General features: G+C 62.9%; 17 protein-coding genes. 7 read left to right on the forward strand and 10 right to left on the reverse strand.

Annotation, left to right across the window (positions count from 1 at the left end; translation table 11 throughout):
* Positions 1 to 32 precede the first annotated feature (32 nt).
* The 6 genes from betB to trxC all read left to right on the forward strand — a co-directional run bounded on the left by betB (position 33) and on the right by trxC (position 10,611).
* A complete protein-coding gene (betB, locus tag HU766_RS02175) occupies positions 33 to 1,505 on the forward strand; it encodes a betaine-aldehyde dehydrogenase (protein WP_033701984.1) in 1,473 nt (490 codons plus the stop codon).
* Positions 1,506 to 1,581: 76 nt separating this feature from the next.
* Positions 1,582 to 3,279, forward strand: coding sequence for a choline dehydrogenase (betA, locus tag HU766_RS02180; RefSeq protein WP_033701985.1), 1,698 nt, complete (start codon positions 1,582 to 1,584; stop codon positions 3,277 to 3,279).
* 248 nt (positions 3,280 to 3,527) lie between these two features.
* Complete coding sequence (locus tag HU766_RS02185) at positions 3,528 to 5,270, forward strand: potassium/proton antiporter (RefSeq protein ID WP_033701986.1); 1,743 nt, start codon at positions 3,528 to 3,530, stop codon at positions 5,268 to 5,270.
* Between the two features lie 37 nt (positions 5,271 to 5,307).
* Complete coding sequence (gene mscK, locus HU766_RS02190) at positions 5,308 to 8,625, forward strand: mechanosensitive channel MscK (RefSeq protein WP_186652901.1); 3,318 nt, start codon at positions 5,308 to 5,310, stop codon at positions 8,623 to 8,625.
* A 45-nt stretch (positions 8,626 to 8,670) separates the two neighbouring features.
* Positions 8,671 to 10,131: a protein adenylyltransferase SelO gene (locus HU766_RS02195; protein WP_186652902.1), complete on the forward strand. Its 1,461-nt coding sequence runs from the start codon at positions 8,671 to 8,673 to the stop codon at positions 10,129 to 10,131.
* A 45-nt stretch (positions 10,132 to 10,176) separates the two neighbouring features.
* Positions 10,177 to 10,611: a thioredoxin TrxC gene (gene trxC, locus HU766_RS02200; RefSeq protein WP_033701991.1), complete on the forward strand. Its 435-nt coding sequence runs from the start codon at positions 10,177 to 10,179 to the stop codon at positions 10,609 to 10,611.
* Position 10,612: 1 nt separating this feature from the next.
* Here the strand turns inward: trxC and HU766_RS02205 are convergent, their stop codons facing one another.
* The 4 genes from HU766_RS02205 to HU766_RS02220 all read right to left on the reverse strand — a co-directional run bounded on the left by HU766_RS02205 (position 10,613) and on the right by HU766_RS02220 (position 13,098).
* Positions 10,613 to 10,969, reverse strand: coding sequence for a transcriptional regulator (locus HU766_RS02205; protein WP_033701993.1), 357 nt, complete (start codon positions 10,967 to 10,969; stop codon positions 10,613 to 10,615).
* The gene (locus HU766_RS02210; RefSeq protein ID WP_186652903.1) at positions 10,959 to 11,267 is read right to left on the reverse strand and encodes a type II toxin-antitoxin system HigB family toxin; all 309 of its coding nucleotides are present in this window, start codon (positions 11,265 to 11,267) and stop codon (positions 10,959 to 10,961) included. The genes HU766_RS02205 and HU766_RS02210 overlap by 11 nt, the downstream gene beginning before the upstream one ends.
* A 70-nt stretch (positions 11,268 to 11,337) precedes the next feature.
* A complete protein-coding gene (locus tag HU766_RS02215) occupies positions 11,338 to 12,111 on the reverse strand; it encodes a ParA family protein (protein WP_047582205.1) in 774 nt (257 codons plus the stop codon).
* Between the two features lie 96 nt (positions 12,112 to 12,207).
* Positions 12,208 to 13,098 (reverse strand): LysR family transcriptional regulator, encoded by an 891-nt coding sequence (locus HU766_RS02220; RefSeq protein WP_033701996.1) that lies wholly within the window; start codon positions 13,096 to 13,098, stop codon positions 12,208 to 12,210.
* Positions 13,099 to 13,260: 162 nt separating this feature from the next.
* On the opposite strand from HU766_RS02220, the gene HU766_RS02225 reads away from it, so the two are divergent.
* Positions 13,261 to 14,448 (forward strand): MFS transporter, encoded by a 1,188-nt coding sequence (locus HU766_RS02225; RefSeq protein ID WP_202883653.1) that lies wholly within the window; start codon positions 13,261 to 13,263, stop codon positions 14,446 to 14,448.
* Between the two features lie 34 nt (positions 14,449 to 14,482).
* Here HU766_RS02225 and HU766_RS02230 read toward each other — a convergent pair whose 3' ends face one another.
* From HU766_RS02230 to aroB, 6 genes are all read right to left on the reverse strand, one after another.
* Positions 14,483 to 14,830: a NirD/YgiW/YdeI family stress tolerance protein gene (locus HU766_RS02230; RefSeq protein ID WP_186652910.1), complete on the reverse strand. Its 348-nt coding sequence runs from the start codon at positions 14,828 to 14,830 to the stop codon at positions 14,483 to 14,485.
* A 119-nt stretch (positions 14,831 to 14,949) separates the two neighbouring features.
* A complete protein-coding gene (gene hemE, locus HU766_RS02235; protein ID WP_033701999.1) occupies positions 14,950 to 16,014 on the reverse strand; it encodes a uroporphyrinogen decarboxylase in 1,065 nt (354 codons plus the stop codon).
* 151 nt (positions 16,015 to 16,165) lie between these two features.
* Positions 16,166 to 17,584, reverse strand: coding sequence for an FAD-dependent oxidoreductase (locus HU766_RS02240; protein WP_033702001.1), 1,419 nt, complete (start codon positions 17,582 to 17,584; stop codon positions 16,166 to 16,168).
* A gap of 122 nt (positions 17,585 to 17,706) precedes the next feature.
* Positions 17,707 to 22,152, reverse strand: coding sequence for a glutamate synthase large subunit (gene gltB, locus HU766_RS02245; RefSeq protein WP_186652911.1), 4,446 nt, complete (start codon positions 22,150 to 22,152; stop codon positions 17,707 to 17,709).
* A gap of 373 nt (positions 22,153 to 22,525) precedes the next feature.
* Positions 22,526 to 24,151 carry an AAA family ATPase gene (locus HU766_RS02250; RefSeq protein ID WP_033702003.1) on the reverse strand — a complete coding sequence of 542 codons (1,626 nt, stop codon included), beginning with the start codon at positions 24,149 to 24,151 and terminating at the stop codon, positions 22,526 to 22,528.
* 15 nt (positions 24,152 to 24,166) lie between these two features.
* Positions 24,167 to 25,264, reverse strand: a complete 1,098-nt coding sequence (gene aroB / locus HU766_RS02255; RefSeq protein ID WP_047582202.1) for a 3-dehydroquinate synthase — start codon at positions 25,262 to 25,264, stop codon at positions 24,167 to 24,169.
* Positions 25,265 to 25,279 lie beyond the last annotated feature (15 nt).

Here is a 25,279-nt window from a genome sequence, read left to right on the forward strand (position 1 = left end):
AGCCAACCACACACTGCACTTGCGAGGACACTATGGCCCGTTTCGGAACGCAAAAACTCTACATTGATGGCGGTTATGTCGACGCTGGCAGCGATGCCACCTTCGAAGCCATCAACCCGGCTACCGGCGAAGTCCTCGCCCATGTGCAGCGCGCCACTCAGGCCGACGTCGAAAAAGCCGTCGAAAGCGCCGAACGCGGCCAGAAAGTCTGGGCAGCGATGACCGCCATGCAGCGCTCGCGCATCCTGCGCCGCGCCGTCGACATCCTGCGCGAGCGCAACGATGAGCTGGCCCAGCTGGAAACCCTGGACACCGGCAAGTCGTACTCCGAAACCCGTTACGTCGACATCGTTACCGGCGCCGACGTGCTGGAGTACTACGCAGGCCTGGTTCCGGCCATCGAAGGCGAGCAGATCCCGCTGCGTGAAAGCTCCTTCGTCTATACCCGCCGCGAGCCGCTGGGTGTGACCGTGGGTATCGGCGCCTGGAACTACCCGATCCAGATCGCCCTGTGGAAGTCCGCGCCAGCCCTGGCCGCCGGCAACGCGATGATCTTCAAGCCTTCGGAAGTCACCTCGCTGACCACCCTGAAACTGGCCGAGATCTACACCGCAGCGGGCCTGCCTGACGGCGTGTTCAACGTCCTGACCGGTAGCGGCCGCGAAGTCGGCACCTGGCTGACCGAACACCCGCGCATCGAAAAAGTTTCCTTCACCGGCGGCACCACCACCGGCAAGAAAGTCATGGCCAGCGCCTCGAGCTCGTCGCTCAAGGAAGTCACCATGGAACTGGGCGGCAAGTCGCCACTGATCATCTGCGCCGACGCCGACCTGGACAAGGCCGCCGACATCGCCATGATGGCCAACTTCTACAGCTCCGGTCAGGTGTGCACCAACGGCACCCGCGTGTTCATCCCTGCCCCGATGAAAGCCGCCTTCGAAGCCAAGATCGCCGAGCGCGTTGCCCGCATCCGTGTGGGTAACCCGGAAGACGAAAACACCAACTTCGGCCCGCTGGTCAGCTTCCAGCACATGGAAAGCGTGCTCGGCTACATCGCCAAGGGTAAAGAGCAAGGTGCCCGCGTGCTGTGTGGCGGTGAGCGTCTGACCGAGGGTGATTTCGCCAAGGGCGCCTTCGTCGCCCCGACCGTGTTCACCGACTGCACCGATGACATGACCATCGTCAAGGAAGAAATCTTCGGCCCAGTGATGAGCATCCTCAGCTACGAGACCGAAGAAGAAGTCATCCGCCGCGCCAACGACACCGAATACGGCCTGGCCGCTGGCGTGTGCACCAACGACATCACCCGTGCCCACCGCATCATCCACAAGCTCGAAGCCGGCATCTGCTGGATCAACGCCTGGGGTGAATCGCCGGCCGAAATGCCGGTCGGTGGCTACAAGCAGTCGGGCGTTGGCCGTGAAAACGGCGTCAGCTCGCTGGCTCAATACACTCGCATCAAGTCGGTCCAGGTCGAGCTGGGCGGCTACAACTCGGTTTTCTAAACCCTGTCTAGCCACGCCCGTGCCGCCGTGCACGGGCGTCCCCGCTCCCTGATCACCGCCAAACGAGGGTACTTTCATGTCCCAAGAATTCGATTACATCATCGTCGGCGCAGGTTCGGCCGGTAACACCCTGGCCACGCGCCTGACCGAAGACGCCAGCGTCACCGTGCTGCTGCTCGAAGCCGGTGGCCCCGACTACCGCTTCGACTTCCGCACCCAGATGCCGGCCGCCCTGGCGTTCCCGCTGCAGGGCCGTCGCTACAACTGGGCCTACGAGACCGACCCGGAGCCGCACATGGACGGCCGCCGCATGGAATGTGGCCGCGGCAAGGGCCTGGGTGGCTCCTCGCTGATCAACGGCATGTGCTACATCCGCGGCAACGCCATGGACTTCGACGGCTGGGCTGAACTGCCAGGCCTTGAGGACTGGACGTACCTGGACTGCCTGCCGTACTTCCGCAAGGCAGAAACCCGCGATATCGGCCCTAACGACTACCACGGCGGCGAAGGCCCGGTCAGCGTCGCCACGCCCAAGGCGGGCAACAACCCGCTGTTCCACGCCATGGTCGAGGCCGGCGTGCAGGCCGGTTACCCGCGCACCGAAGACCTCAACGGCTACCAGCAGGAAGGCTTCGGCCCGATGGACCGTTCGGTGACCAAGAACGGCCGCCGTTCCAGCACCGCCCGCGGCTACCTGGACCAGGCCAAGAAGCGCCCGAACCTGACCATCGTCACCCACGCCCTGAGCGACCGCATCCTGTTCGACGGCAAGCGCGCCGTTGGCGTGACCTACCTGGTCGGCGACAGCGAAGAGCGCGTCGAAGCCCGCGCCCGCAAGGAAGTCATCGTCAGCTCCGGCGCCATCGCCTCGCCGCAACTGCTGCAGCGCTCTGGTGTTGGCCCGCGCGCCCTGCTGGAAAGCCTCGACATCCCGGTGGTGCACGACCTGCCGGGCGTCGGCGAAAACCTGCAGGACCACCTTGAGTTGTACCTGCAGTACGCCTGCACCCAACCGGTGTCGCTGTACCCGTCGCTGCTGTGGTGGAACCAGCCGGCCATTGGTGCCGAGTGGCTGTTCAACGGCACCGGCATCGGCGCCAGCAACCAGTTCGAGGCCGGTGGTTTCATCCGTACCCGTCCTGAGTTCAAATGGCCGAACATCCAGTACCACTTCCTGCCGGTAGCGATCAATTACAACGGCTCCAACGGCGTCAAGGAACATGGCTTCCAGGCGCACATGGGTTCGATGCGCTCGCCAAGCCGTGGCCGCATCCAGGCCAAGTCGAAAGACCCACGCCAGCACCCGAGCATCCTGTTCAACTACATGGCCACCGAGCAGGACTGGCAGGAATTCCGTGACGGCATCCGCCTGACCCGCGAAATCATGGCCCAGCCGGCGCTGGACCCATACCGTGGTCGCGAGATCAGCCCGGGCGCACACGTGCAGACGGACGAAGAGCTGGACACGTTCATCCGCGAGCACGCCGAAACTGCCTTCCACCCGTCCTGCTCGTGCAAGATGGGCACCGACGACATGGCGGTGGTCGATGGCGAAGGCCGCGTGCACGGCATGCAGGGCCTGCGTGTGGTCGATGCGTCGATCATGCCGATCATCATCACCGGCAACCTCAACGCCACCACGATCATGATCGCCGAGAAAATCTCGGACAAGATCCGCAACCGCAAGCCATTGGCGCGCAGCACTGCCAAGTACTACGTGGCTAACGGTGCGCCGGTCAAAGGCAAGCCGATGCGTGAAGTGAAGCAGGGCTGACCTGCACTCGCCTCTTCGCGGGGCAAGCCCGCTCCCACAGGAACCACCTATCCCTGTGGGAGCGGGCTTGCCCCGCGAAGAGGCCCACCCTGGCAGTACAAGAAAAGGCACCCACCGCGGTGCCTTTTCTACATCTGCAGAAACGCTTTACATGCTGCCAATTCATCAGGTTAGAATCGATTGGCACGCGACCTGCTAGTCATCAACGCTATCGAGTCTTCTTCCCCGCGTTTCCCGGAGTACTGCCTTTGGATGCCAGCACCATCAACAGCCTGTTTCTGATCGGCGCTTTGCTGGTGGGTGCAAGTATCCTGGTCAGTTCACTGTCGTCACGCCTGGGTATCCCTATTCTGGTCATCATCCTCGCCGTCGGCATGGTCGCAGGCGTGGACGGTGGCGGCATCATCTTCAACAACTACCCGACCGCGTACCTGGTGGGCAACCTGGCCCTGGCGGTGATCCTGCTCGACGGCGGCTTGCGCACGCGTGTGGCCAGTTTCCGCGTGGCGTTGTGGCCGGCCTTGTCGCTGGCCACCGTCGGCGTGATGATCACCACCGCCCTCACCGGCCTGGTCGCGGCCTGGCTGTTCGACCTGAGCCTGATCCAGGGCCTGTTGATCGGCGCCATCGTCGGCTCCACCGACGCCGCGGCAGTGTTCTCGCTGCTGGGTGGCAAAGGGCTGAACGAACGGGTCACGGCCACGCTGGAGATCGAGTCGGGCAGCAACGACCCGATGGCGGTGTTCCTCACCGTCACCCTGATCGAGATGATTGCCAGCGGCCAGACCGGCCTGCACTGGAGCCTGCTGGGCCACCTGCTGCGCGAGTTCGGTATCGGCGGCCTGCTGGGCCTGGGCGGCGGCTGGCTGATGCTGCAGTTGGTCAACCGCATCAACCTGGCCGGCGGCTTGTACCCGATTCTGGTCGTGGCCGGCGGCCTGGTGGTGTTCTCGCTGACCAACGCCCTGCATGGCAGCGGCTTCCTTGCCGTGTACCTGTGCGGCCTGGTGCTGGGCAACAAGCCGATCCGCAGCCGCCATGGCATCCTGCACATGCTCGACGGCATGGCCTGGCTGGCGCAGATCGGCATGTTCCTGGTGCTGGGCCTGCTGGTCACACCCCACGACCTGCTACCCATCGCCTTGCCCGCCTTGGGCCTGGCCCTGTGGATGATCCTGATCGCCCGGCCGCTGTCGGTGGTTGCCGCACTGCTGCCGTTCAAGGCCTTCCACGGTCGCGAAAAGGGCTTCATTTCCTGGGTCGGCCTGCGCGGTGCGGTACCGATCATTCTGGCGGTGTTCCCGCTGATGGCCGGGCTGCCGGATGCACAGCTGTTCTTCAACCTGGCGTTCTTCATCGTGCTGGTGTCACTGCTGGTGCAGGGCACCAGCCTGCCGTGGATGGCCAAGCTGCTGAAGGTCACCGTACCGCCAGACCCTGCGCCCATCTCACGCTCTGCGCTGGAAGTGCACATCACCAGCGAGTGGGAGCTGTTCGTCTACCGCCTGGGGGCGGAAAAATGGTGCATCGGCGCTGCCCTGCGCGAGCTGAAGATGCCTGAGGGCACCCGTATAGCCGCGCTGTTCCGTGGCGAGCAACTGCTGCACCCATCGGGCAGTACCGTGCTGGAAGTCGGCGACATGCTTTGCGTGATCGGCCACGAACATAACTTGCCCGCGCTGGGCAAGCTGTTCAGCCAGGCGCCGCAACGTGGCCTGGACCTGCGCTTCTTCGGCGACTTCGTGCTTGAAGGCGATGCCGAACTCGGCGCCGTGGCGGCGCTTTATGGCCTGAAACTCGACGGCCTGGACGCGAAAATGCCGCTGGCGCAGTTCATCCGACAGAAGGTCGGAGGCGCTCCAGTAGTAGGCGACCAGGTCGAATGGCATGGCACGATCTGGACCGTGGCGACCATGGACGGGAACAATGTGCAGAAAGTGGGCGTCAGATTCCCCGAAGGAACGCGACCCGGACCAGGATTGTTCCTCTAAACTGCGATTCTGCCCCGATCCACAATGTAGTCTGCCTATGTCCCTGCGCGTGTACCTTCGCACAGCCCTACTCGGGTTGTGCCTGTCCTTCTCGTTCGCGGCCACCGCGAACGCCGCGGCCGAAGCGCCGACCACTGCCAGCATCCAGCACAGCCTCGACAAGATTGCCGAGCGCAAGCTGCCCGAGGCCGATCAAAAGGCCCTGCAGCAGGTGCTGGAGCAAACCCTGAGCCTGCTTGCCAGCAAGGAAGACAGCGAGAAGAAGCTGGCCGCGCTCAAGCAACAGTTGGCCGGCGCGCCGAAAGAAACCAACGACAGCCAGAAAGAACTGGCCAGGCTCAAGGACAGCAAGCCGCAACCGGTCGCCCAGCGCTACGCCACCCTCACGGTGCCGCAGTTGGAGCAACTGCTCAGCGAGCGCAGCACCCTGCAGGGTGAGCTGCAAAAGGCGCTGTCCGAAGCCAACAGCCTGATCATCAATTCCCAGACCCGCCCAGAGCGCGCCCAGGCCGAGATCAGCAACAGCCAGGCCCGCACCCAGCAGATCAACAACAACCTCAAGTCGGGCAAGGACAACGGCAAGGCGCTCAACGCCGACCAACGCAACCAGCTCAACGCCGAGCTGGCCTCGCTCAACGCGTTGACCCTACTGCGCCGTCAGGAGCTGGCCGGCAACAGCCTGCTGCAAGACCTTGGCAATGCCCGACACGACCTGCTGATCGAGCGCGCGGCGCGCCTGGAGCAGGAAATCCAGGACCTGCAAACGCTGATCAACGACAAGCGCCTGGCCCAGTCCCAGGAGGCCGTCACCCAGCAGTCGATCGAAGCCCAGAAGGCCGGCGGCAGCAGCCTGCTGGCCAGCGAAAGCACGATCAACCTCAAGCTTTCCGACTACCTGCTCAAAAGCACCGATCGCCTCAACGAACTGACCCAGCAGAACCTGCGCACCAAGCAGCAGCTCGACAGCCTGACCCAGGCCGACCAGGCGCTGGACGAGCAGATCAACGTGCTCAAGGGCAGCCTGCTGCTGTCCAAGATCCTCTACAAGCAGAAGCAGACCCTGCCGCACCTGAAGGTCGACCGCGACCTGGCCGACCAGATCGCCGACACCCGCCTGTACCAGTTCGAGATCAACCAGCAGCGCGAGCAGATGAGCAGCCCGGTCACCTATGTCGACAAGCTGCTGGCCAACCAACCGCCGGAAGACGTCACCCCGCCACTGCGCAAAGCGCTGCTGGAAGTGGCGATCACCCGCAGCGACCTGCTGGAGCGCCTCAACCGCGAACTCTCGGCCCTGCTCAACGAATCGATCACCCTGCAGCTCAACCAGAAGCAACTGCTGGGCACCGCCCAAGGCCTGCGCACCACCCTCGACGAGCAGATGTTCTGGATCCCCAGCAACAAGCCGCTGGACTGGGACTGGCTGCGCTACGTCCCTGAGCGGTTCGCCGACCAGGTCGCCAGCCTGCCCTGGGGCTCGGGCATCAAGGAACTGGCCGACGGCCTGAGCCAGCGGCCGTTGCTGTTCCTGCCGCTGCTGCTGGTGATCGGCGGCCTGCTGTGGCGGCGCAAGTACCTGTATCAACGGCTCGGCAAGGTGCACCAGGACATCGGCCACTTCCGCCGGGACAGCCAGTGGCACACGCCCCAGGCGATCCTGATCAATATCCTCCTGGCGATGCCGGTGAGCCTGGGCCTGGCGCTGTGCAGCTATGCCTTGCAGATCGACGCCCGCGGGCAGAATGCCAACCTGGGCGCCGCGCTCTGGCAACTGGCCCAGGCCTGGCTGGTGTTCTACACCGCCTACCGCATCCTGGCGCCTGGCGGCGTGGCGGAAATCCACTTCCGCTGGCACAAGCCCCAGGTCGAGTTCCTGCGCGGCTGGGTGCGCAGGCTTGGCACCGTGGTGCTGGCACTGGTCGGCGTGGTGGCGGTGGCCGAACATCAACCTTCGGCGCTGGCTGATGACGTGCTCGGCATCGGCGTAGTGCTGACCTGCTACGCACTGATGGCCTGGCTGCTCAGCCGCCTGCTGCTGAGCAGCCCGGCGCATCGCGACACCTCGCTGTTCCGCCGGGCGGTCGGGGTGGCGTTCACGGCCCTGCCCATCGCCTTGTTCGTAGCGGTGTGCTTCGGTTACTACTACACCGCCCTCAAGCTCACCGACCGGCTGATCTACACCCTCTACCTGCTGATGTTCTGGCTGGTGATCGAGGCCGCCTTTGTCCGTGGCCTGTCTGTGGCCGCGCGGCGCCTGGCCTACCAGCGCGCCCTGAGCAAACGTGCAGCGGCCAAGGAAGGGCTGGATGGCGAAGTCATCACCGAAGAGCCGACGCTGGACATCGAACAGGTCAACCAGCAGTCGCTGCGCCTTATCCGCCTGGCCTTGCTCGGCGGCTTCATCGCCGGCCTGTACTGGGTATGGTCGGACCTGATCTCGGTGTTCGCCTACCTCAACAACTTCACCTTGTACGAATACACCAGCGGCACCGGCGCGGCCGCCAGCATGGTGCCGATCAGCCTCGGCGACCTGCTTGGCGCGCTGGTGATCGTCGGCATCACCTTCGCCCTGGCCGGTAACTTGCCAGGCTTGCTGGAGGTGCTGGTGCTGTCGCGCCTGAACCTTGCCCAGGGCAGTGCCTACGCCACCACCACGCTGCTGTCGTACACCATTGTCGGTATCGGCATCGTCAGCACCCTGTCGACCCTGGGGGTCAGCTGGGACAAGCTGCAATGGCTGGTGGCGGCGCTGTCGGTCGGCCTGGGCTTCGGCATGCAGGAGATCTTCGCCAACTTCATCTCCGGCATCATGATCCTGTTCGAGCGCCCGGTGCGCATCGGCGACACCATCACCATCGGCAACCTGTCCGGCACGGTGAGCAAGATCCGCATCCGCGCCACCACCATCACCGACTTCGACCGCAAGGACATCATCGTCCCCAACAAGACCTTCATCACCGGCCAGTTGATCAACTGGTCGCTGACCGACACGGTTACCCGGGTGACGCTGAAACTGGGCATCGACTACGGCTCCGACCTGGACCTGGTGCGCGACCTGCTGCTCAAGGGCGCCCACGAGAACCCAAGGGTGCTCAAGGACCCAGAGCCGATCGTGTACTTCCTGAACTTCGGCGAAAGCTCGCTGGACCACGAACTGCGCATGCACGTGCGTGACCTGGGGGACCGCAACCCGACCCTGGACGAGATCAACCGCTACATCAACCGCGAGTTCAAGGCGCACAACATCAAGATCTCGGTGCGCCAGGTCGAGGTGTTCCTGATGGACACGAAGGGCGGCAAGCAGCAGCTGGTGCCCGTGGAACAGCCGAAATCGGATGGCACTGCGCAGGCCTGAGTGGGCTCGAATGCTTTATTCTGTGCTGAACCCCAGGAGCAGCCCGTGAAAGCCCTCGACCAACTCACCTTCGACAACCGCTTCGCCCGCCTGGGCGATGCGTTCTCTACCCAGGTCCTGCCCGAGCCCATCGCAGACCCACGCCTGGTGGTGGCAAGCGCGTCGGCCATGGCCCTGCTCGACCTGGACCCAGCCCAGGCCGAGTCGCCCTTGTTCGCCGAAGTGTTCAGCGGCCAGAAACTCTGGGAAGAGGCCGACCCACGCGCGATGGTCTACTCCGGCCACCAGTTCGGCTCCTACAACCCGCGCCTGGGCGATGGCCGCGGCCTGCTGCTGGCCGAGGTGCTCAACGAGGCGGGCGAGCACTGGGACCTGCACCTCAAGGGCGCCGGCCAGACGCCGTATTCGCGGATGGGCGACGGCCGTGCCGTGCTTCGCTCGTCGATCCGCGAGTTTCTTGCCTCCGAAGCCCTGTATGCCTTGGGCATCCCGACCAGCCGGGCGCTGTGCGTGATCGGCTCCAGCACCCCGGTCTGGCGCGAAACCCAAGAGAGCGCCGCCATGCTCACCCGCCTGGCGCAGAGCCACGTGCGCTTCGGCCATTTCGAATACTTCTACTACACCAAGCAGCCGGAACAGCAGCGCGTGCTGATCGACCATGTGCTGGAACAGCACTACCCCGAATGCCGCGAGGCCGAACAGCCCTACCTGGCCATGTTCCGCACCATCGTCGAGCGCAACGCCGAGCTGATCGCTCGCTGGCAAGCCTATGGGTTCTGCCACGGGGTGATGAACACCGACAACATGTCGATCCTGGGCATCACCTTCGATTTCGGCCCCTATGCCTTCCTCGACGACTTCGACGCCAACTTCATCTGTAACCATTCCGATGATCGCGGCCGTTACAGCTACAGCAACCAGGTGCCGATTGCCCACTGGAACCTCAGTGCGCTGGCCCAGGCCCTGACCACGGTGATCGAGGTGGAACCGCTGAAGGAAGCGCTGGGGCTGTTCCTGCCGCTGTACCAGGCGCATTACCTGGACCTCATGCGCCGCCGCCTGGGGCTGACCAGCGCCGAAGACGAAGACCTGGCGTTGATCGAGCGCCTGCTGCAGTGCATGCAAAAGGGGGGCGTGGATTACACCCTGTTCTTCCGCAAGCTGGGCGATCAGCCAGTGGCCGAGGCACTGCAGGTGGTGCGTGACGATTTCATCGACCTGGCGGGTTTTGATGCCTGGAGCGTGGATTACCTGGCCCGTTGTCAGCGCGAGGCAGGCAATGAACAAGGGCGCCGTGAGCGCATGCATGCGGTGAACCCGCTGTATGTGCTGCGCAACTACCTGGCGCAGAAGGCCATCGAAGCGGCTGAAGCAGGCGACTACAGTGAGGTGCGGCGGCTGCATCAGGTACTGAGCCGGCCGTTCGACGAGCAGGCCGGGATGCAGGCCTATGCCCAGCGGCCGCCTGAGTGGGGCAAGCACCTGGAGATCAGCTGTTCTTCGTGATCCAGGGGCCGGCGCACGGCCCCCAAAATTTCAAAGGAAACCCAAATGACCGACCCACTGCTGATCCCCTGCCCCCACTGCAACGGCCTCAATCGCCTGCCCGCCACACGCCTGAGCGACGCCCCAAAATGCGGCCGCTGCAAACAGGAGGTGCTGCTGAGCCAGCCCTTCGAACTGACCGAAGCCAGCTACGCCAGCCAGGTCAAAGGCGACCTGCCGCTGCTGGTGGACGTCTGGGCCGACTGGTGCGGCCCGTGCAAATCGTTCGCCCCCACCTTCGAACAGGCGGCCCGCCAGTTGAGCGGGCGCTGCCGCTTGGCCAAGCTGGACAGCGAAGCCAACCGCAACCTGGCAGGGCAATTGGGCATCCGCTCGATCCCTAGCCTGATCCTGTTCAAGAACGGTCGAGAAGTCAGTCGCCAGGCTGGGGCGTTTCCGCTGCAGTCGTTGCTGGAGTGGCTACGCAGCCAGGGGGTTTAATTCAAGCGCTTGCTAGAAGGGACTCGTAGGGAATACGAAGGCCATCATGCAGGCGCTTAATCATGGATAGACTGAGCCCGCGCTTTCCATTCAAGATTTCTGAAACCCGCCCGCTTGAGCCTATGAAGGGTTCAAGATCCCGTGGCGTAAGACCTTGTTGGTCCATGCAAAATTTGATGGCCTCGATGGGATTGGCGGGGTGAATCGGATAGTGCTTGTTTTCGTACACTTCGATCAGTGCCACAAGTACTTCCATTTCATCAGCTTCTGGGGTGCCCGCCTCTGCCTGAAAAATAGCTTCGAGTCGCTGAAATGCTTCTCGAAGATCGTCATCATTGCGTATCGGCTTAATATTCACAGATTGTCTCCACGTCAATCTCGTCATAGCGCTTGTGCGTACCGACGAACTTCACCCAGGCAATACCGGCTCGATACTGCATCTCGACCACTAGTCGGTACTTGTTTCCTCCGATGCTAAAGACCACGCGGTTATTGCCACATACGCTGGCATTGCCTATCTGATCCTTTACATCTTGTGGTGTTCGCCAGATGGCTTTGATCGCCATATCGTGCCAGCTTTCCAAGGGGGCCTTGGCATCGTCATGCCCAGGTAATTCCCAAAATTTCACCAAGGTGCTTGTGGCAATGACACGCATCCAAGCAAATCTCCCGTTTTGGGAGATTATGCTCGGCAACGAGGGAACGTGCATGGACTGGGAGTGACGCCTACTCGCTGCGCTCTAGCAAATCGTGCAACTCGACAAACTGCTGGGTCAGCTTGTGCCGTGGCTCCAGGTGAATCAACGGCAAGCTGGCGTGGTGCGACTCGCGCATCTTCACCGAGCTGCTCAGGTACACCGGTAGCACCGGCAAACCCTCGGCCAGCAGCTCGTCGAGCATCTGCTGCGGCAGGCTGGCGCGGGACTGGAACTGGTTGACCACGATGCCTTCGACCATCAGGTCTTCGTTGTGGTCGTCCTTGAGCTCTTCGATTTCGGCCAGCAGGCCGTAGAGCGCCTGGCGCGAGAAGCTGTCACAGTCGAAGGGTATCAGCACACGATCCGCCGCGATCAACGCAGATACCGCATAGAAATTGAGCGCAGGCGGCGTATCGATGTAGATCCGTTCGTAATCCTCATCCAGCTCGTCGAGCAACTTACGCAGCTTGTTGATCTTGTGCTTGGCTTCGAGCTTGGGCTGCAGGTCGGCCAGCTCGGAAGTCGCCGTGACCACATGCAGGTTGTCGAACGGTGTTTCGTAGATATCGACTTTGTTCTTCTTGCTGAAGGGCCCGCTGGACAGGCTTTGCTTGAAGAAGTCGGCGATCCCCATGGGGATATCTTCACCCGTCAGGCCGGTGAGGTACTGAGTCGAGTTTGCCTGGGCATCCAGGTCGATCAACAAGGTCCGGTAACCTTCGCTGGCGCTGACCGCCGCCAGGTTACAAGCGATGCTCGACTTGCCCACGCCACCTTTCTGATTGAACACCACGCGACGCATGAGAGACCTCCGTGTATCAACGAATGCCCGAGTATGTGGCGCCTCGGCAGCTAAGGCCAGTGGCAATTGTCGGGCGAAGATGGCCAGCCATTCACCTCACCACACTTGCCCGGTCAACAGCTCGGCGAAGGCCTTGGCCATCGCCGAGCCCCCGCGCTCACGCTGCACCAGCCACACTGCCGTCGTCGCGCCTTCGTCCAGCAGCGTGCGATACACCACACCCTCGATGCGCATGCGCTGGAACGACGCCGGTAGCACCGACACCCCCAAGCCCGCCGACACCAACCCGATGATGGTCATCGCTTCGCCCGCCTCCTGGGCAAAATGCGGGCTGAACCCCGCGTGGCGCGCCAGGCTGAGCAATTGCGCATGCAGCCCGCTGCCATAGCTGCGCGGGAAGAACACGAACGGCTCCGGTGCCAGGGAGGCCATGTGCACCCCCTGCTCGGTACCCACGGCCAATGGATGCGAGGCATTGATCACCGCCACCAACGGTTCGCGAAACAGCTCGGTCGCCACCAGCCCTTCCGGCAATGGCATGGGCCGCATCAGCCCCACTTCGATCGACTCGTCGAAAACCGCTTCGGCAACATCGCGGCTGCTCATTTCCTTGAGGTTGAGGTGCACCGCCGGAAAACGCTGGCGAAAAGCATGGATGGCCTTGGGGATCTTCGACGTGAACGGTGCCGACGAGGTAAAGCCGATCTTCATCTCGCCCAGCTCACCCAATTGCGCACGCCGGGCCACGTCGGCCGCCTTTTCGACTTGCGCCAGCACTTGGCGGGCTTCTTCCAGAAACAACCGCCCCGCTTCACTCAGTTCGACCCGACGGTTGGTACGCTCGAACAGGCGAGCCCCCAGTTCCTGCTCCAGCGCCTGGATCTGCTGGCTCAAGGGCGGCTGCGAAATGCCCAGCTGCTGGGCCGCACGGCCAAAGTGCAGCTCTTCGGCCACGGCGATGAAGTAACGCAGATGGCGCAGTTCCATAATCGGCTCCAAACAAGTCGTAGAACGTCTTAAATAGGTCGAACAATATATTGGATGTAATCATTAGCCAGCTATATGCTTTTTTCATTGCGCCAGAGGTACCCGCCCGTGAAAACTGCTGTAGCCCCCCTACCCGCCGACCCAGAACCTGCCCTGAACGACATGTGGATCGAAAAAGGCACCCCCGCCTTCATGAAGACTGTGCTGGCCCTGTTCAGCGGCGGCTTCGCCACCTTCGCCCTGCTTTACTGCGTGCAGCCGATGATGCCGCTGTTGTCGCAGGAGTTTTCCATCAACGCGGCCCAGAGCAGCCTGGTGCTGTCGGTTTCGACCGCAATGCTGGCGTTCGGCCTGTTGATCACCGGGCCGATCTCTGACCGCATCGGCCGCAAGCCGGTGATGGTCTTTGCGCTGGTCTGTGCGGCCCTGTCGACCCTGGCCAGTGCGGTGATGCCGACCTGGGAAGCCGTACTGGCGACGCGAGCACTGGTCGGCCTTTCGCTGAGCGGCCTGGCGGCAGTGGCGATGACTTACCTGAGCGAAGAGATCCACCCGCAGCACATCGGCCTGGCCATGGGCTTGTACATTGGTGGCAACGCCATCGGTGGCATGAGCGGGCGGCTGATCACCGGGGTGCTGATCGACTTCGTCAGCTGGCACACGGCGATGCTGACCATCGGTGGCCTGGCCTTGGTCGCGGCGCTGGTGTTCTGGAAGGTATTGCCCGAATCGCGCAACTTCCGCCCGCAGGCCGCGAACCCGCGTAGCCTGCTGGATGGCTTCGTCATGCACTTCAAGGACGCCGGGCTGCCTTGGCTGTTCCTTGAGGCGTTTCTGCTGATGGGGGCCTTCGTCACGCTGTTCAACTACATCGGCTACCGCTTGCTGGCAGGGCCTTACCACATGAACCAGGCGTTGGTCGGCCTGCTGTCTGTGGTGTACCTGTCGGGTATCTACAGTTCTGCGCAGGTGGGCGCGCTGGCCGACAAGCTTGGGCGGCGCAAGGTGTTCTGGGTCAGTATCGTGGTGATGGCCAGCGGCTTGTTGATGACATTGGCCAGCCCGCTGCTGATGGTGATCCTCGGCATGCTGGTGTTCACCTTCGGCTTCTTCGGCGCGCACTCGGTGGCCAGCAGCTGGATCGGGCGACGGGCATTGAAGGCCAAGGGGCAGGCATCGTCGCTGTACCTGTTCAGCTATTACGCGGGGTCGAGTGTGGCGGGGACGGCGGGCGGGGTGTTCTGGCACCAGTGGGGCTGGAACGGGATCGGGTTGTTCATCGGTGGCTTGCTGACGATAGCGTTGCTGGTGGCATGGCACCTGAGCAAGCTGGCGCCTAAGACACCTTGAACAAGGGGCCGCCTTGCGGCCCCGAAATCGTGGATCAGTTGACGATCTCGACAATATCCACATCCACTTCGCGGCTCATCAGGTGCTTCTCCACCTCGCCGGTCAGCTTGACCTTGGTCTTGTCATTGAACGGGGTCGGAGGCAGGTCTTCATCGTCAATTTCGACGGTGATGGTGCCGGTGGTGTCCTTGAACTCGTACTTGTCGTCGTTGTTGACCTTCTTGGTCACATACCCCTGCAGCACCACCGGTGTGTCATCTGCGGCATCGTTTGCAGCCGCCACGGTGGTCACCGACTGGGCACCCGGGCCGGTATAGCTGGCCGCCAGGGCAGCAGTGCTGAACAGGGGAGCGAGGATCAGAGCAAGGTAACGGATTTTCATGAGGATCAGGTCCTGTTTCGGTTTCGATGGGACCAGATTAACGACGATCGCTGAACTCAAACTTAATGCAACAAAAAACCCGGCATCAAGGCCGGGTTCTTTGTTGCAGCTGCATCAGATCACTGGTGGTACTGCGCCGACAGCTCATGCACGGCGTTGATGAACACACCGGCGTGCTCCGGGTCGACCTCAGGCGTAATGCCATGGCCGAGGTTGAACACGTGGCCAGTGCCCTTGCCATAGCTGGCCAGAATGCGCGCCACTTCCTTGCGGATGGCCTCAGGCTTGGCGTACAGCACGGTCGGGTCCATGTTGCCTTGCAGCGCAACCTTGTCACCGACACGGCGGCGGGCATCACCGATGTCGCAGGTCCAGTCCAGGCCCAGCGCATCTGCACCCGCTTCGGCAATGCTCTCCAGCCACAGGCCACCGTTTTTGGTGAACATGATGACCGGCACCTTGCGCCCATCGTGCTCACGGATCAGGCCGCTGACGATCTTGCGCATGTAGGCCAGGGAGAACTCCTGGTAAGCCGCCGCCGACAGGTTGCCACCCCAAGTGTCGAAGATCTGCACCGCCTGTGCGCCAGCCAGGATCTGGCCGTTGAGGTAGCTGGTGACCGACTGGGCCAGCTTGTCCAGCAGCAGGTGCAGGGCCTCTGGGTTGTCGTAGGCCATGGCCTTGGTCTTGCGGAAGTCCTTGGACGAGCCGCCTTCGACCATGTAGGTGGCCAAGGTCCAGGGGCTGCCGGAGAAGCCGATCAGCGGCACGCGGCCGTTGAGCTCGCGGCGGATGGTGCTGACCGCGTCCATCACGTAGCCCAGGTCTTTTTGCGGGTCGGGAATCGGCAACGCTTCGATGTCGGCCGGAGTGCTGATCACCTTCTTGAAACGCGGGCCTTCGCCGGTCTCGAAGTACAGGCCCAGGCCCATGGCGTCGGGGATGGTGAGGATGTCCGAGAAGAGGATCGCCGCGTCCAGCGGGTAGCGGTCCAGCGGCTGCAGGGTGACCTCGCAGGCGAACTGCGGGTTCATGCACAGGCTCATGAAGTCACCGGCCTTGGCGCGGCTGGCGCGGTATTCCGGCAGGTAGCGGCCGGCCTGGCGCATCATCCACACCGGGGTGACGTCTACGGGTTGCTTGAGCAGTGCACGCAGGAAACGATCGTTCTTCAGGGCAGTCATGTCGGCATCCGGCAAAAAAGTGCGGGCATTTTCTCAGACGCCAGCACAAAAGGCACGGCCGAGGCCATGCGTTTTGTCTATTGGGTGCCGTGGATCAAGCAATTTTGTATACAAAATATGCCAAGGGCTGCTGTGCAGCCCCCGCAATCGGTCAGACTTCGAGGTAGTCCAGAATACCTTCAGCCGCTGTACGGCCTTCGAAAATGGCCGTTACCACCAAGTCCGAACCCCGCACCATGTCGCCACCGGCAAACACTTTAGGGTTGCTGGTCTGGTGCTTGAACTTACCTTTCTCCGGTGCTACCACGCGGCCCTGGCTGTCCATCTGGATGCCAAACTGCTCGAACCACGGCGCCGGGCTCGGGCGGAAGCCGAAGGCGATCACCACGGCGTCAGCCGGCAGGATCTCTTCGGAGCCCGGGATCGGCTCAGGGCTGCGACGGCCACGGGCATCCGGCTCGCCGAGACGGGTCTCGACCACTTTGACGCCTTCGACCTTGTCCTCGCCGACAATGGCGATCGGCTGACGGTTATAGAGGAACTTCACGCCTTCTTCCTTGGCGTTCTTCACCTCTTTGCGCGAGCCCGGCATGTTGGCCTCGTCACGGCGGTAGGCACAGGTCACCGACTTGGCGCCCTGGCGAATCGAAGTGCGGTTGCAGTCCATCGCGGTGTCACCACCGCCCAGTACCACGACCTTCTTACCCTGCATGTCGACGAAATCTTCAGGCGACTTTTCGAAGCCCAGGTTGCGGTTGACGTTGGCGATCAGGAAATCCAGCGCGTCATGCACCCCCGGCAGGTCCTCACCCGGGAAGCCGCCCTTCATGTAGGTGTAGGTGCCCATGCCCATGAACACGGCATCGTACTCGGCGAGCAGTTGCTCCAGGGTGATGTCCTTGCCCACCTCGGTGTTCAGGCGAAACTCGATGCCCATGCCGGTGAAGACTTCGCGGCGATTGCTCAGCACGGTCTTTTCCAGCTTGAATTCGGGGATGCCGAAGGTCAGCAAGCCGCCGATTTCCGGGTTGCGATCGAACACAACCGGGGTCACACCGGCACGTACCAGCACGTCAGCGCAGCCCAGACCCGCTGGGCCGGCACCGATGATGGCAACACGCTTGCCGGTCGGCTTGACCTTGGACATGTCCGGGCGCCAGCCCATGGCGAAGGCGGTGTCGGTGATGTACTTCTCCACCGAGCCGATGGTCACCGCGCCAAAACCGTCGTTCAGGGTGCAGGCACCCTCGCACAGACGGTCCTGCGGGCATACCCGGCCGCACACCTCAGGCAGGGTGTTGGTCTGGTGCGACAGCTCGGCCGCCGCCAGGATGTTGCCTTCGGAAACCAGCTTCAACCAGTTGGGGATGAAGTTGTGCACCGGGCACTTCCACTCGCAATACGGGTTACCGCAGCCCAGGCAGCGGTGCGCCTGCTCCACGGACTGCTGCGGCTTGAAGGGCTCGTAGATTTCGACGAACTCTTTCTTGCGCTGGCGCAGCAGCTTTTTCTTCGGGTCTTTACGCCCCACTTCGATGAACTGGAAGTCGTTGTTCAGACGTTCAGCCATTTTTCAAAACCTCTTTACCGCAGTCGCAAGCCAGAAGCTGCAAGCTGCAAGTCGATCACTTGGGTCCGGCAAGCCTCGCACTGCATTACCTGCAGCTTGAGGCTTGCCACTTGCAGTTGTTGTTACTGCGGGTTGGCGCGGGTGCTGGACAGCAGTTGCTTGAGGGTGGCCGCCTTGGGCTTGACCAACCAGAAGCGACGCACGTAGTCGTCCAGGTTTTCCGAGAGCTCACGCCCCCACTCGCTGCCGGTCTCGTCCACGTATTCGGCAAGGACCCGCGCCAGGTGGCTGCGGTAGGCCTCCATCGCTTCACCACTGATGCGCTGGATTTCCACCAGTTCATGGTTGAGCTTGTCGACGAAGCTGTTGTCCATGTCGAGCACGTAGGCGAAGCCGCCCGTCATGCCAGAACCGAAGTTGTAACCAGTCTTGCCCAGGACGCAGACAAAGCCGCCGGTCATGTATTCACAGCAGTGATCGCCAGTGCCCTCGACAACAGCGTGGGCGCCAGAGTTACGCACAGCGAAGCGCTCGCCCGCGGTACCGGCGGCAAACAGCTTGCCGCCAGTGGCGCCGTACAGGCAGGTGTTGCCGACGATGGCGCTGTGCTGGGTTTCGAACGGGCTGCCGGCAGGTGGCACGATGGTCACCTTGCCACCGGTCATGCCCTTGCCGACGTAGTCGTTGGCGTCGCCTTCCAGATGCAGGTTCAGGCCACCGGCGTTCCACACGCCGAAGCTCTGGCCCGCAGTGCCCTTGAAGCGGAAGGTGATCGGCGCAGCGGCCATGCCCTGGTTGCCGTGCAGGCGGGCGATCTCACCAGAGATACGCGCGCCGATGGAACGGTCGCAGTTGCAGATGTCGAGGCTGAACTCGCCACCGGACTGGTCGCGGATCGCCGACATGGCCATCTCGACCATCTTCTCGGCCAGCTCGCCCTTGTCGAACGGCGGGTTCTTGTCGACTTCGCAGAACTGCGGCTTGTCCGCCGGAATGTGCGAGCTGCCCAGCAGTGGCGACAGGTCCAGGTACTGCTGGCGCTCGGTGTCGCCTGGCAGTATGTCGAGCAGGTCGGTGCGGCCGATCAGCTCGCCCAGGCTGCGCACGCCCAGTTTGGCCAGCCACTCGCGGGTTTCTTCGGCGACGAAGGTGAAGAAGTTGATCACCATGTCGACGGTGCCGATGTAGTGGTCCTTGCGCAGCTTGTCGTTCTGGGTGGCTACGCCGGTGGCGCAGTTGTTCAGGTGGCAGATACGCAGGTACTTGCAGCCCAGGGCAATCATCGGTGCGGTGCCGAAGCCGAAGCTCTCGGCGCCGAGGATGGCGGCCTTGATCACGTCCAGGCCGGTTTTCAGGCCACCGTCGGTCTGTACCCGCACCTTGCCGCGCAGGTCGTTGCCGCGCAGGGTCTGGTGGGTTTCGGCAAGGCCGAGTTCCCACGGCGCGCCGGCGTACTTGATGGAGGTCAACGGCGAAGCGCCGGTACCGCCGTCGTAGCCGGAGATGGTGATCAGGTCGGCATAGGCCTTGGCCACGCCTGCAGCGATGGTGCCAACGCCTGCCTCGGCCACCAGCTTGACCGAAACCAGCGCCTGCGGGTTGACCTGCTTGAGGTCGTAGATCAGCTGGGCCAAGTCTTCGATCGAGTAGATGTCGTGGTGCGGCGGTGGCGAGATCAGGGTCACACCCGGTACCGCGTAGCGCAGCTTGGCGATCAGGCCGTTGACCTTGCCGCCCGGCAGCTGGCCGCCTTCGCCCGGCTTGGCGCCCTGGGCCACCTTGATCTGCAGCACTTCGGCGTTGACCAGGTATTCCGGGGTGACGCCGAAGCGGCCGGTGGCCACTTGCTTGATCTTGGAGCTGCGCACCGTGCCGTAGCGCGACGGGTCTTCACCGCCCTCGCCGGAGTTCGAGCGCGCGCCCAGGCGGTTCATGGCCTCGGCCAGCGCCTCGTGGGCTTCTGGTGACAAGGCGCCCAGCGAGATGCCGGCGGAATCGAAGCGCTTGAGGATGGCCTCCAACGGCTCGATCTGCTCGATCGCCAGCGGCTGGTCAGCCACTTTGACCTTGAGCAGGTCGCGGATCATCGACACCGGGCGCTGGTCGACCAGCGAGGTGTATTCCTTGAACTTGGCGTAGTCGCCCTGCTGCACAGCGGCCTGCAGGGTGTTGACCACGTCCGGGTTGTAGGCGTGGTATTCGCCACCGTGGACGAACTTGAGCAGGCCACCTTGCTGGATCGGCTTGCGCGCGCTCCAGGCTTCGGCAGCAAGCAGCTTCTGGTCGCTTTCCAAGTCTTCGAAACGCGCACCCTTGATGCGGCTCGATACACCTTTGAAGCTCAGGCCGACCACGTCTTCGGCCAGGCCGATGGCTTCGAACAGCTGCGCACCGCGGTACGAAGCGATGGTGGAGATGCCCATCTTCGACAGGATCTTCAGCAAGCCCTTGGAGATGCCTTTGCGGTAGTACTTGAACACCTCGTCCAGGTCGCCCAGCACTTCGCCGGTGCGAATCAGGTCAGCCAGCACTTCATAGGCCAGGTACGGGTAAACGGCCGAGGCACCGAAGCCCAGCAGCACGGCAAAGTGGTGCGGGTCACGGGCAGTGGCGGTTTCGACCAGGATGTTGCTGTCGCAACGCAGGCCTTGCTCGGTCAGGCGGTGGTGCACCGCACCCACGGCGAGCGAAGCGTGCACCGGCAATTTGCCCGGGGCGATGTAGCGGTCGCTCAGTACCAGTTGGGTCTTGCCGCCGCGCACCGCTTCTTCAGCCTGGTCGGCGATGTTGCGGATAGCCGCTTCCAGGCCGACACCTTGCTCGTAGTTGAGGTCGATCATCTGGCGGTCGAAGCCTTCGCGCTCCAGGTTCATCAACGAGCGCCACTTGGCAGGCGAGATCACCGGCGAGCTGAGGATCACCCGCGAAGCGTGCTCCGGGGACTCCTGGAAGATATTGCGCTCGGCGCCCAGGCAGATTTCCAGCGACATGACGATCGCTTCGCGCAGCGGGTCGATCGGCGGGTTGGTCACCTGGGCGAACTGCTGGCGGAAGAAGTCGTACGGCGAACGCACGCGCTGCGACAGCACGGCCATCGGCGTGTCGTCACCCATCGAGCCGACCGCTTCCTGGCCCTGCTCACCCAGCGGGCGCAGTACCTGGTCACGCTCTTCGAAGGTGACCTGGAACATCTTCATGTACTGCTTGAGCTGGTCAGCGTCGTAGCTGGCCGCGCCCTGGTCGTCGGTAAGGGTCGCCTGGATGCGCGTGGCATGCTGACGCAACCAGCGCTTGTATGGGTGGCGCGACTTCAGCCGGTTGTCGATGGCGTCGGTATCGAGGATCTGGCCGGTTTCGGTGTCCACCGCGAAGATCTGGCCCGGGCCGACACGGCCCTTGGCGATCACCTCTTCGGGCTGGTAGCCCCATACGCCGATTTCCGAGGCGATGGTGATATAGCCGTTGGTGGTGGTTACCCAGCGCGCCGGGCGTAGGCCGTTGCGGTCGAGCAGGCACACCGCGTGGCGGCCTTCGGTCATGACGATACCGGCCGGGCCATCCCACGGCTCCATGTGCATGGAGTTGTATTCGTAGAAGGCGCGCAGGTCGGCGTCCATGGTCTCGACGTTCTGCCAGGCCGGCGGTACCAGCATGCGCACGCCGCGGAACAGGTCGATGCCACCGGTGACCATCAGTTCGAGCATGTTGTCCATGCTCGACGAGTCGGAACCGACGCGGTTGACCAGCGGGCCGAGTTCTTCGAGGTCCGGGATCTGGTCATTGGCAAACTTGGTGCGACGGGCCATGGCCCAGTTGCGGTTGCCGGTGATGGTGTTGATCTCGCCGTTGTGGGCGAGGAAGCGGAACGGCTGCGCCAGCGGCCATTTCGGCAGCGTGTTGGTGGAGAAGCGCTGGTGGAACACGCAGATCGCGGTCTGCAGGCGCGGGTCATCCAGGTCTGGATAGAACGCCGCGAGATCGCGCGGCATCATCAGGCCTTTGTAGATGATGGTCTTGTGCGAGAAGCTGCAGATGTAGTGGTCGGTGTCGTGGGCGTTGGCCACGGACGAGCGACGACGGGCACTGAACAGCTTGATGGCGAATGCCTGATCGCTCAGGCCTTCACCGCCGATGAACACCTGCTCGATCTGCGGCAGGCGCTCCAGGGCCAGGCGACCGAGCACGCTGGTGTCGATCGGGACCTTGCGCCAGCCAACCAGCGTGAGGCCGGCGGCGAGGATTTCGCGGTCCATGTTGGCGCGGGCAGCTTCTGCTTTGACCGGGTCCTGGTTGAAGAACACCATGCCGACGGCGTACTGCTTGGGCAGTTCGACGGCAAAATGCTCCTGGGCCACGGCCCGCAGGAACTGATCGGGCTTCTGCATGAGCAGACCACAACCGTCACCGGTCTTGCCGTCGGCGTTGATACCGCCGCGGTGGGTCATGCACGTCAGCGCCTGCATGGCGGTTTGCAGAAGGTGGTGGCTCGGTTCGCCCGTCATATGGGCGATCAGGCCAAAACCACAGTTGTCCTTGAATTCTTCGGGATGGTACAGACCTGTTTTCATAGACACTTTCTCACCAGGTTCACCTCTCAACGGAGGTAAATCTCTTTTTTAACAACCACTTACCATCCACGCCGATCAAATGCCAGCTTTTTTGCGGTGGCCATGGAAAACCATTGTTGCACAGCGACAGCGATGCCCACAAATTTTCATGTCTCACCATTGAAAATTTATGTCGCGATTTTGAATGTTTTTGCGCCATGCGCCGTGATAGCGGCCTGGCTGGAGTCTGAAGCGTTTCAGCCATGACTGCAAGAGAGGCTTGTGGCCGGCAGTCTGGGACAGAAAAGCCTGCCGCGCTCGGGCGCAGCAGGCTAGACGAAAAGTCAGGGTTCGCTCAGCAACTGGGCGGCGGGGTGTTGCCGCCCGGCAGGTATCAGCGGGCCGAGGCCAGCTCTTGTTGGACGCTGGCGACGGTACGTGGCCAAGGTTTACCAGCCTGGACCTTCGCTGGCAAGTTCTTGATTGCCGCAACCGCTGCGTCGCGGTTGGCGAAGCTGCCGTAAGTTACGACGTACAGCGGCTTGCCCTGCAGGTTTTTCTTGAAGTAGCGATAGTCGCCACCCTGGGCCTTGACGAACGCCTGGGCCGAGGCTTCAGAGCTGGTACCGAGGATCTGCACCACATAATTGCCCGGTTTCTGGCCTGCATACCAACCCCCACCGGCGCTGCCACTGGCGACTGGTTTTTCGGCAGGTTTGGCGGCCGGCTTGGCACTAGCGACCTGGGTCGGCGCCGGGGCAGGCTTGGCGGGTGCAACCGGTTTAGCAGGCTGGGTTGCGACGGGTTTTGGCGCAGGCGCAACCGGCTGAACCGGGGCACTGGCGATTGGCTGCGCGGGTACCGGGGCCGGGCCAGCCGGCACACCTTGCGGTGGCGCGATGGTGGTCACGGTCGGCGGGTTGCCAGGCTGCAGTGCGGTATTGCCCGCCGGGCTGCCTTCTTCGCCATCACCCATGCCAGCGGCCTGGGCCAGTGGCTCGCGCATCACCGGTTGCGACTGACCTACCAACGGCAGTGGCATCGGCTGGGACGAGCCGGAGAATTCGATGGCCGGGTTGCCATTATTGGCCTGGGCAGCACCTGGCTGGCCTTCACCGAGGGGCAACTGAGCCTGGGCGGCCGGCACCTCGGCAGGTGCCTTGTCGCCTTTCTTGGGCATGAGAACCGCAGCAGCAACGGCGACCACGACCACAGCGGACAGCGCGAGCACGTGTTTCTTAGGCATTTTCAACCCCATGGATGGTCGCTTGGCCGTCGAACGGCTGGCGATCATGGCTTCGATCAAAGTGTCACGGGCAACCTGGTTGATAGTGCCAGGCCAACCGTCGGAGTGCTCATGGATATCGACGATCTGTTCACGGGTGAACACCTCGATGCCCCGGCCGGCGCCATCCAGACGCTGCTCCAGGTACTCGCGGGTCTCTTCTTCGCTGTAGGGGGCGAGTTCGATGACGTGGAAACGTTCTTCCTCGATGCTGAGCTCATCCAACCCGGCAATCAGCGACGATTCGCCGAACAGGAACACGTGCGGGCGCCCTTCCGGAACACCCGCTGCCAGTTCCAGCAACGCTTGGAGTGCCGACTCGTCGAGTTGTTCCGCATCATCCACCAGCAAATACACTTCCTGCCCGGTCAGCGCCAGTTGCACCACCTTGGACAAGATAGCCTGGACCTCAGGCTGGGCGACTTCCAGCGACTGCGCGACCTGGCCAAGCACACTGGCCGCATCGCTGGCGCCACGGGCGGAAACCACCACGCTTTGCACCGACTGCTTGTTGGTGCTGGCCACCAGGGCCTGGCGCAGCAGGGTCTTGCCGCTGCCCAGGGGGCCGGTGACAACCAGCATCAACTGGCTGTAACGCGCCAGGTGGTGCAACTGGCCCAGCACCGGCTTGCGCTGGGCAGGGAAGAACTTGAAACCGGGCACGCGGGGCGCGAACGGATCGTGGCTCAACTGGTAATGGTCGAGAAAGGCCTCATCGGCATGCAAACTGGTCATTGCGCTGTCACAACCTCAAAGCTGGGCCACGATCGCGCGGTAATCCGCCGACAGCGTGGCCTGAAGAATCTCTTTCGGATAGTCGTCGGTGATCACGGCCTCGCCCATCTGGCGCAACAGCACCAGACGCAGACGACCGTCGAGCACCTTCTTGTCGACCGCCATATGCTCCATGAAATGCGCCGGGGTCATTTCCTGTGGTGGCACCACCGGCAAACCTGCGTCCTGCAACAGGCGGATTGCGCGATCACGCTCGGCCTGATCGATCCAGCCAAGGCGCATGGACATTTCCAGGGCCATCACCGTGCCCGCCGACACGGCTTCGCCATGCAGCCAGACACCGTAGCCCATGTGGGTTTCGATGGCGTGCCCAAAGGTATGCCCAAGGTTCAGGGTCGCCCGCACGCCCGATTCACGCTCGTCGGCGCCGACCACGGCAGCCTTGGCCGCGCAGGAGCGGCTGATGGCTTCGGTCAGGGCCGCAGAATCGAGGGCACGCAGGGCATTCATATTGTCCTCGAGCCAACCGAGGAAAGGCTTGTCGCAGATCAGACCGTACTTGATCACTTCGGCCAGGCCTGCGGACAGTTCACGCGCTGGCAGGGTCTTGAGGCTGGTGGTATCGATCAGCACTGCGTTGGGCTGGTAGAAGGCACCGACCATGTTCTTGCCCAACGGGTGGTTGATGCCGGTCTTGCCACCGACCGAGGAATCGACCTGGGACAACAGGGTAGTCGGCACCTGGATGAAATCGACACCGCGCTGGTAACAGGCTGCGGCAAAGCCGGCCATGTCGCCGATCACGCCGCCACCGAGGGCTACCACCGTGGTGCGGCGGTCGTGTCGCGCGGTGAGCAAGCCATCGAAGATCAGCTGCAGCGTTTCCCAGTTCTTGTAGGCTTCGCCATCCGGCAACACCACGGGCAACACTGAATACGCACCCAGGGTCTTGGCCAGGCGTTCGAGGTACAGAGGCGCGACGGTTTCATTGGAAACGATGGCGACCTGCCGCCCGGCAATATGCGGCGCCAGCAGCTCAGGCTGGTCCAGCAGGCCTTCGCCAATGTAGATCGGGTAGCTACGCTCGCCCAGGTCGACCTTTAGTGTCTGCATGTATCCCCACAATGT

This window comes from Pseudomonas sp. SWRI77 (genome assembly GCF_014269105.1).
Lineage (GTDB): Bacteria > Pseudomonadota > Gammaproteobacteria > Pseudomonadales > Pseudomonadaceae > Aquipseudomonas > Aquipseudomonas capeferrum.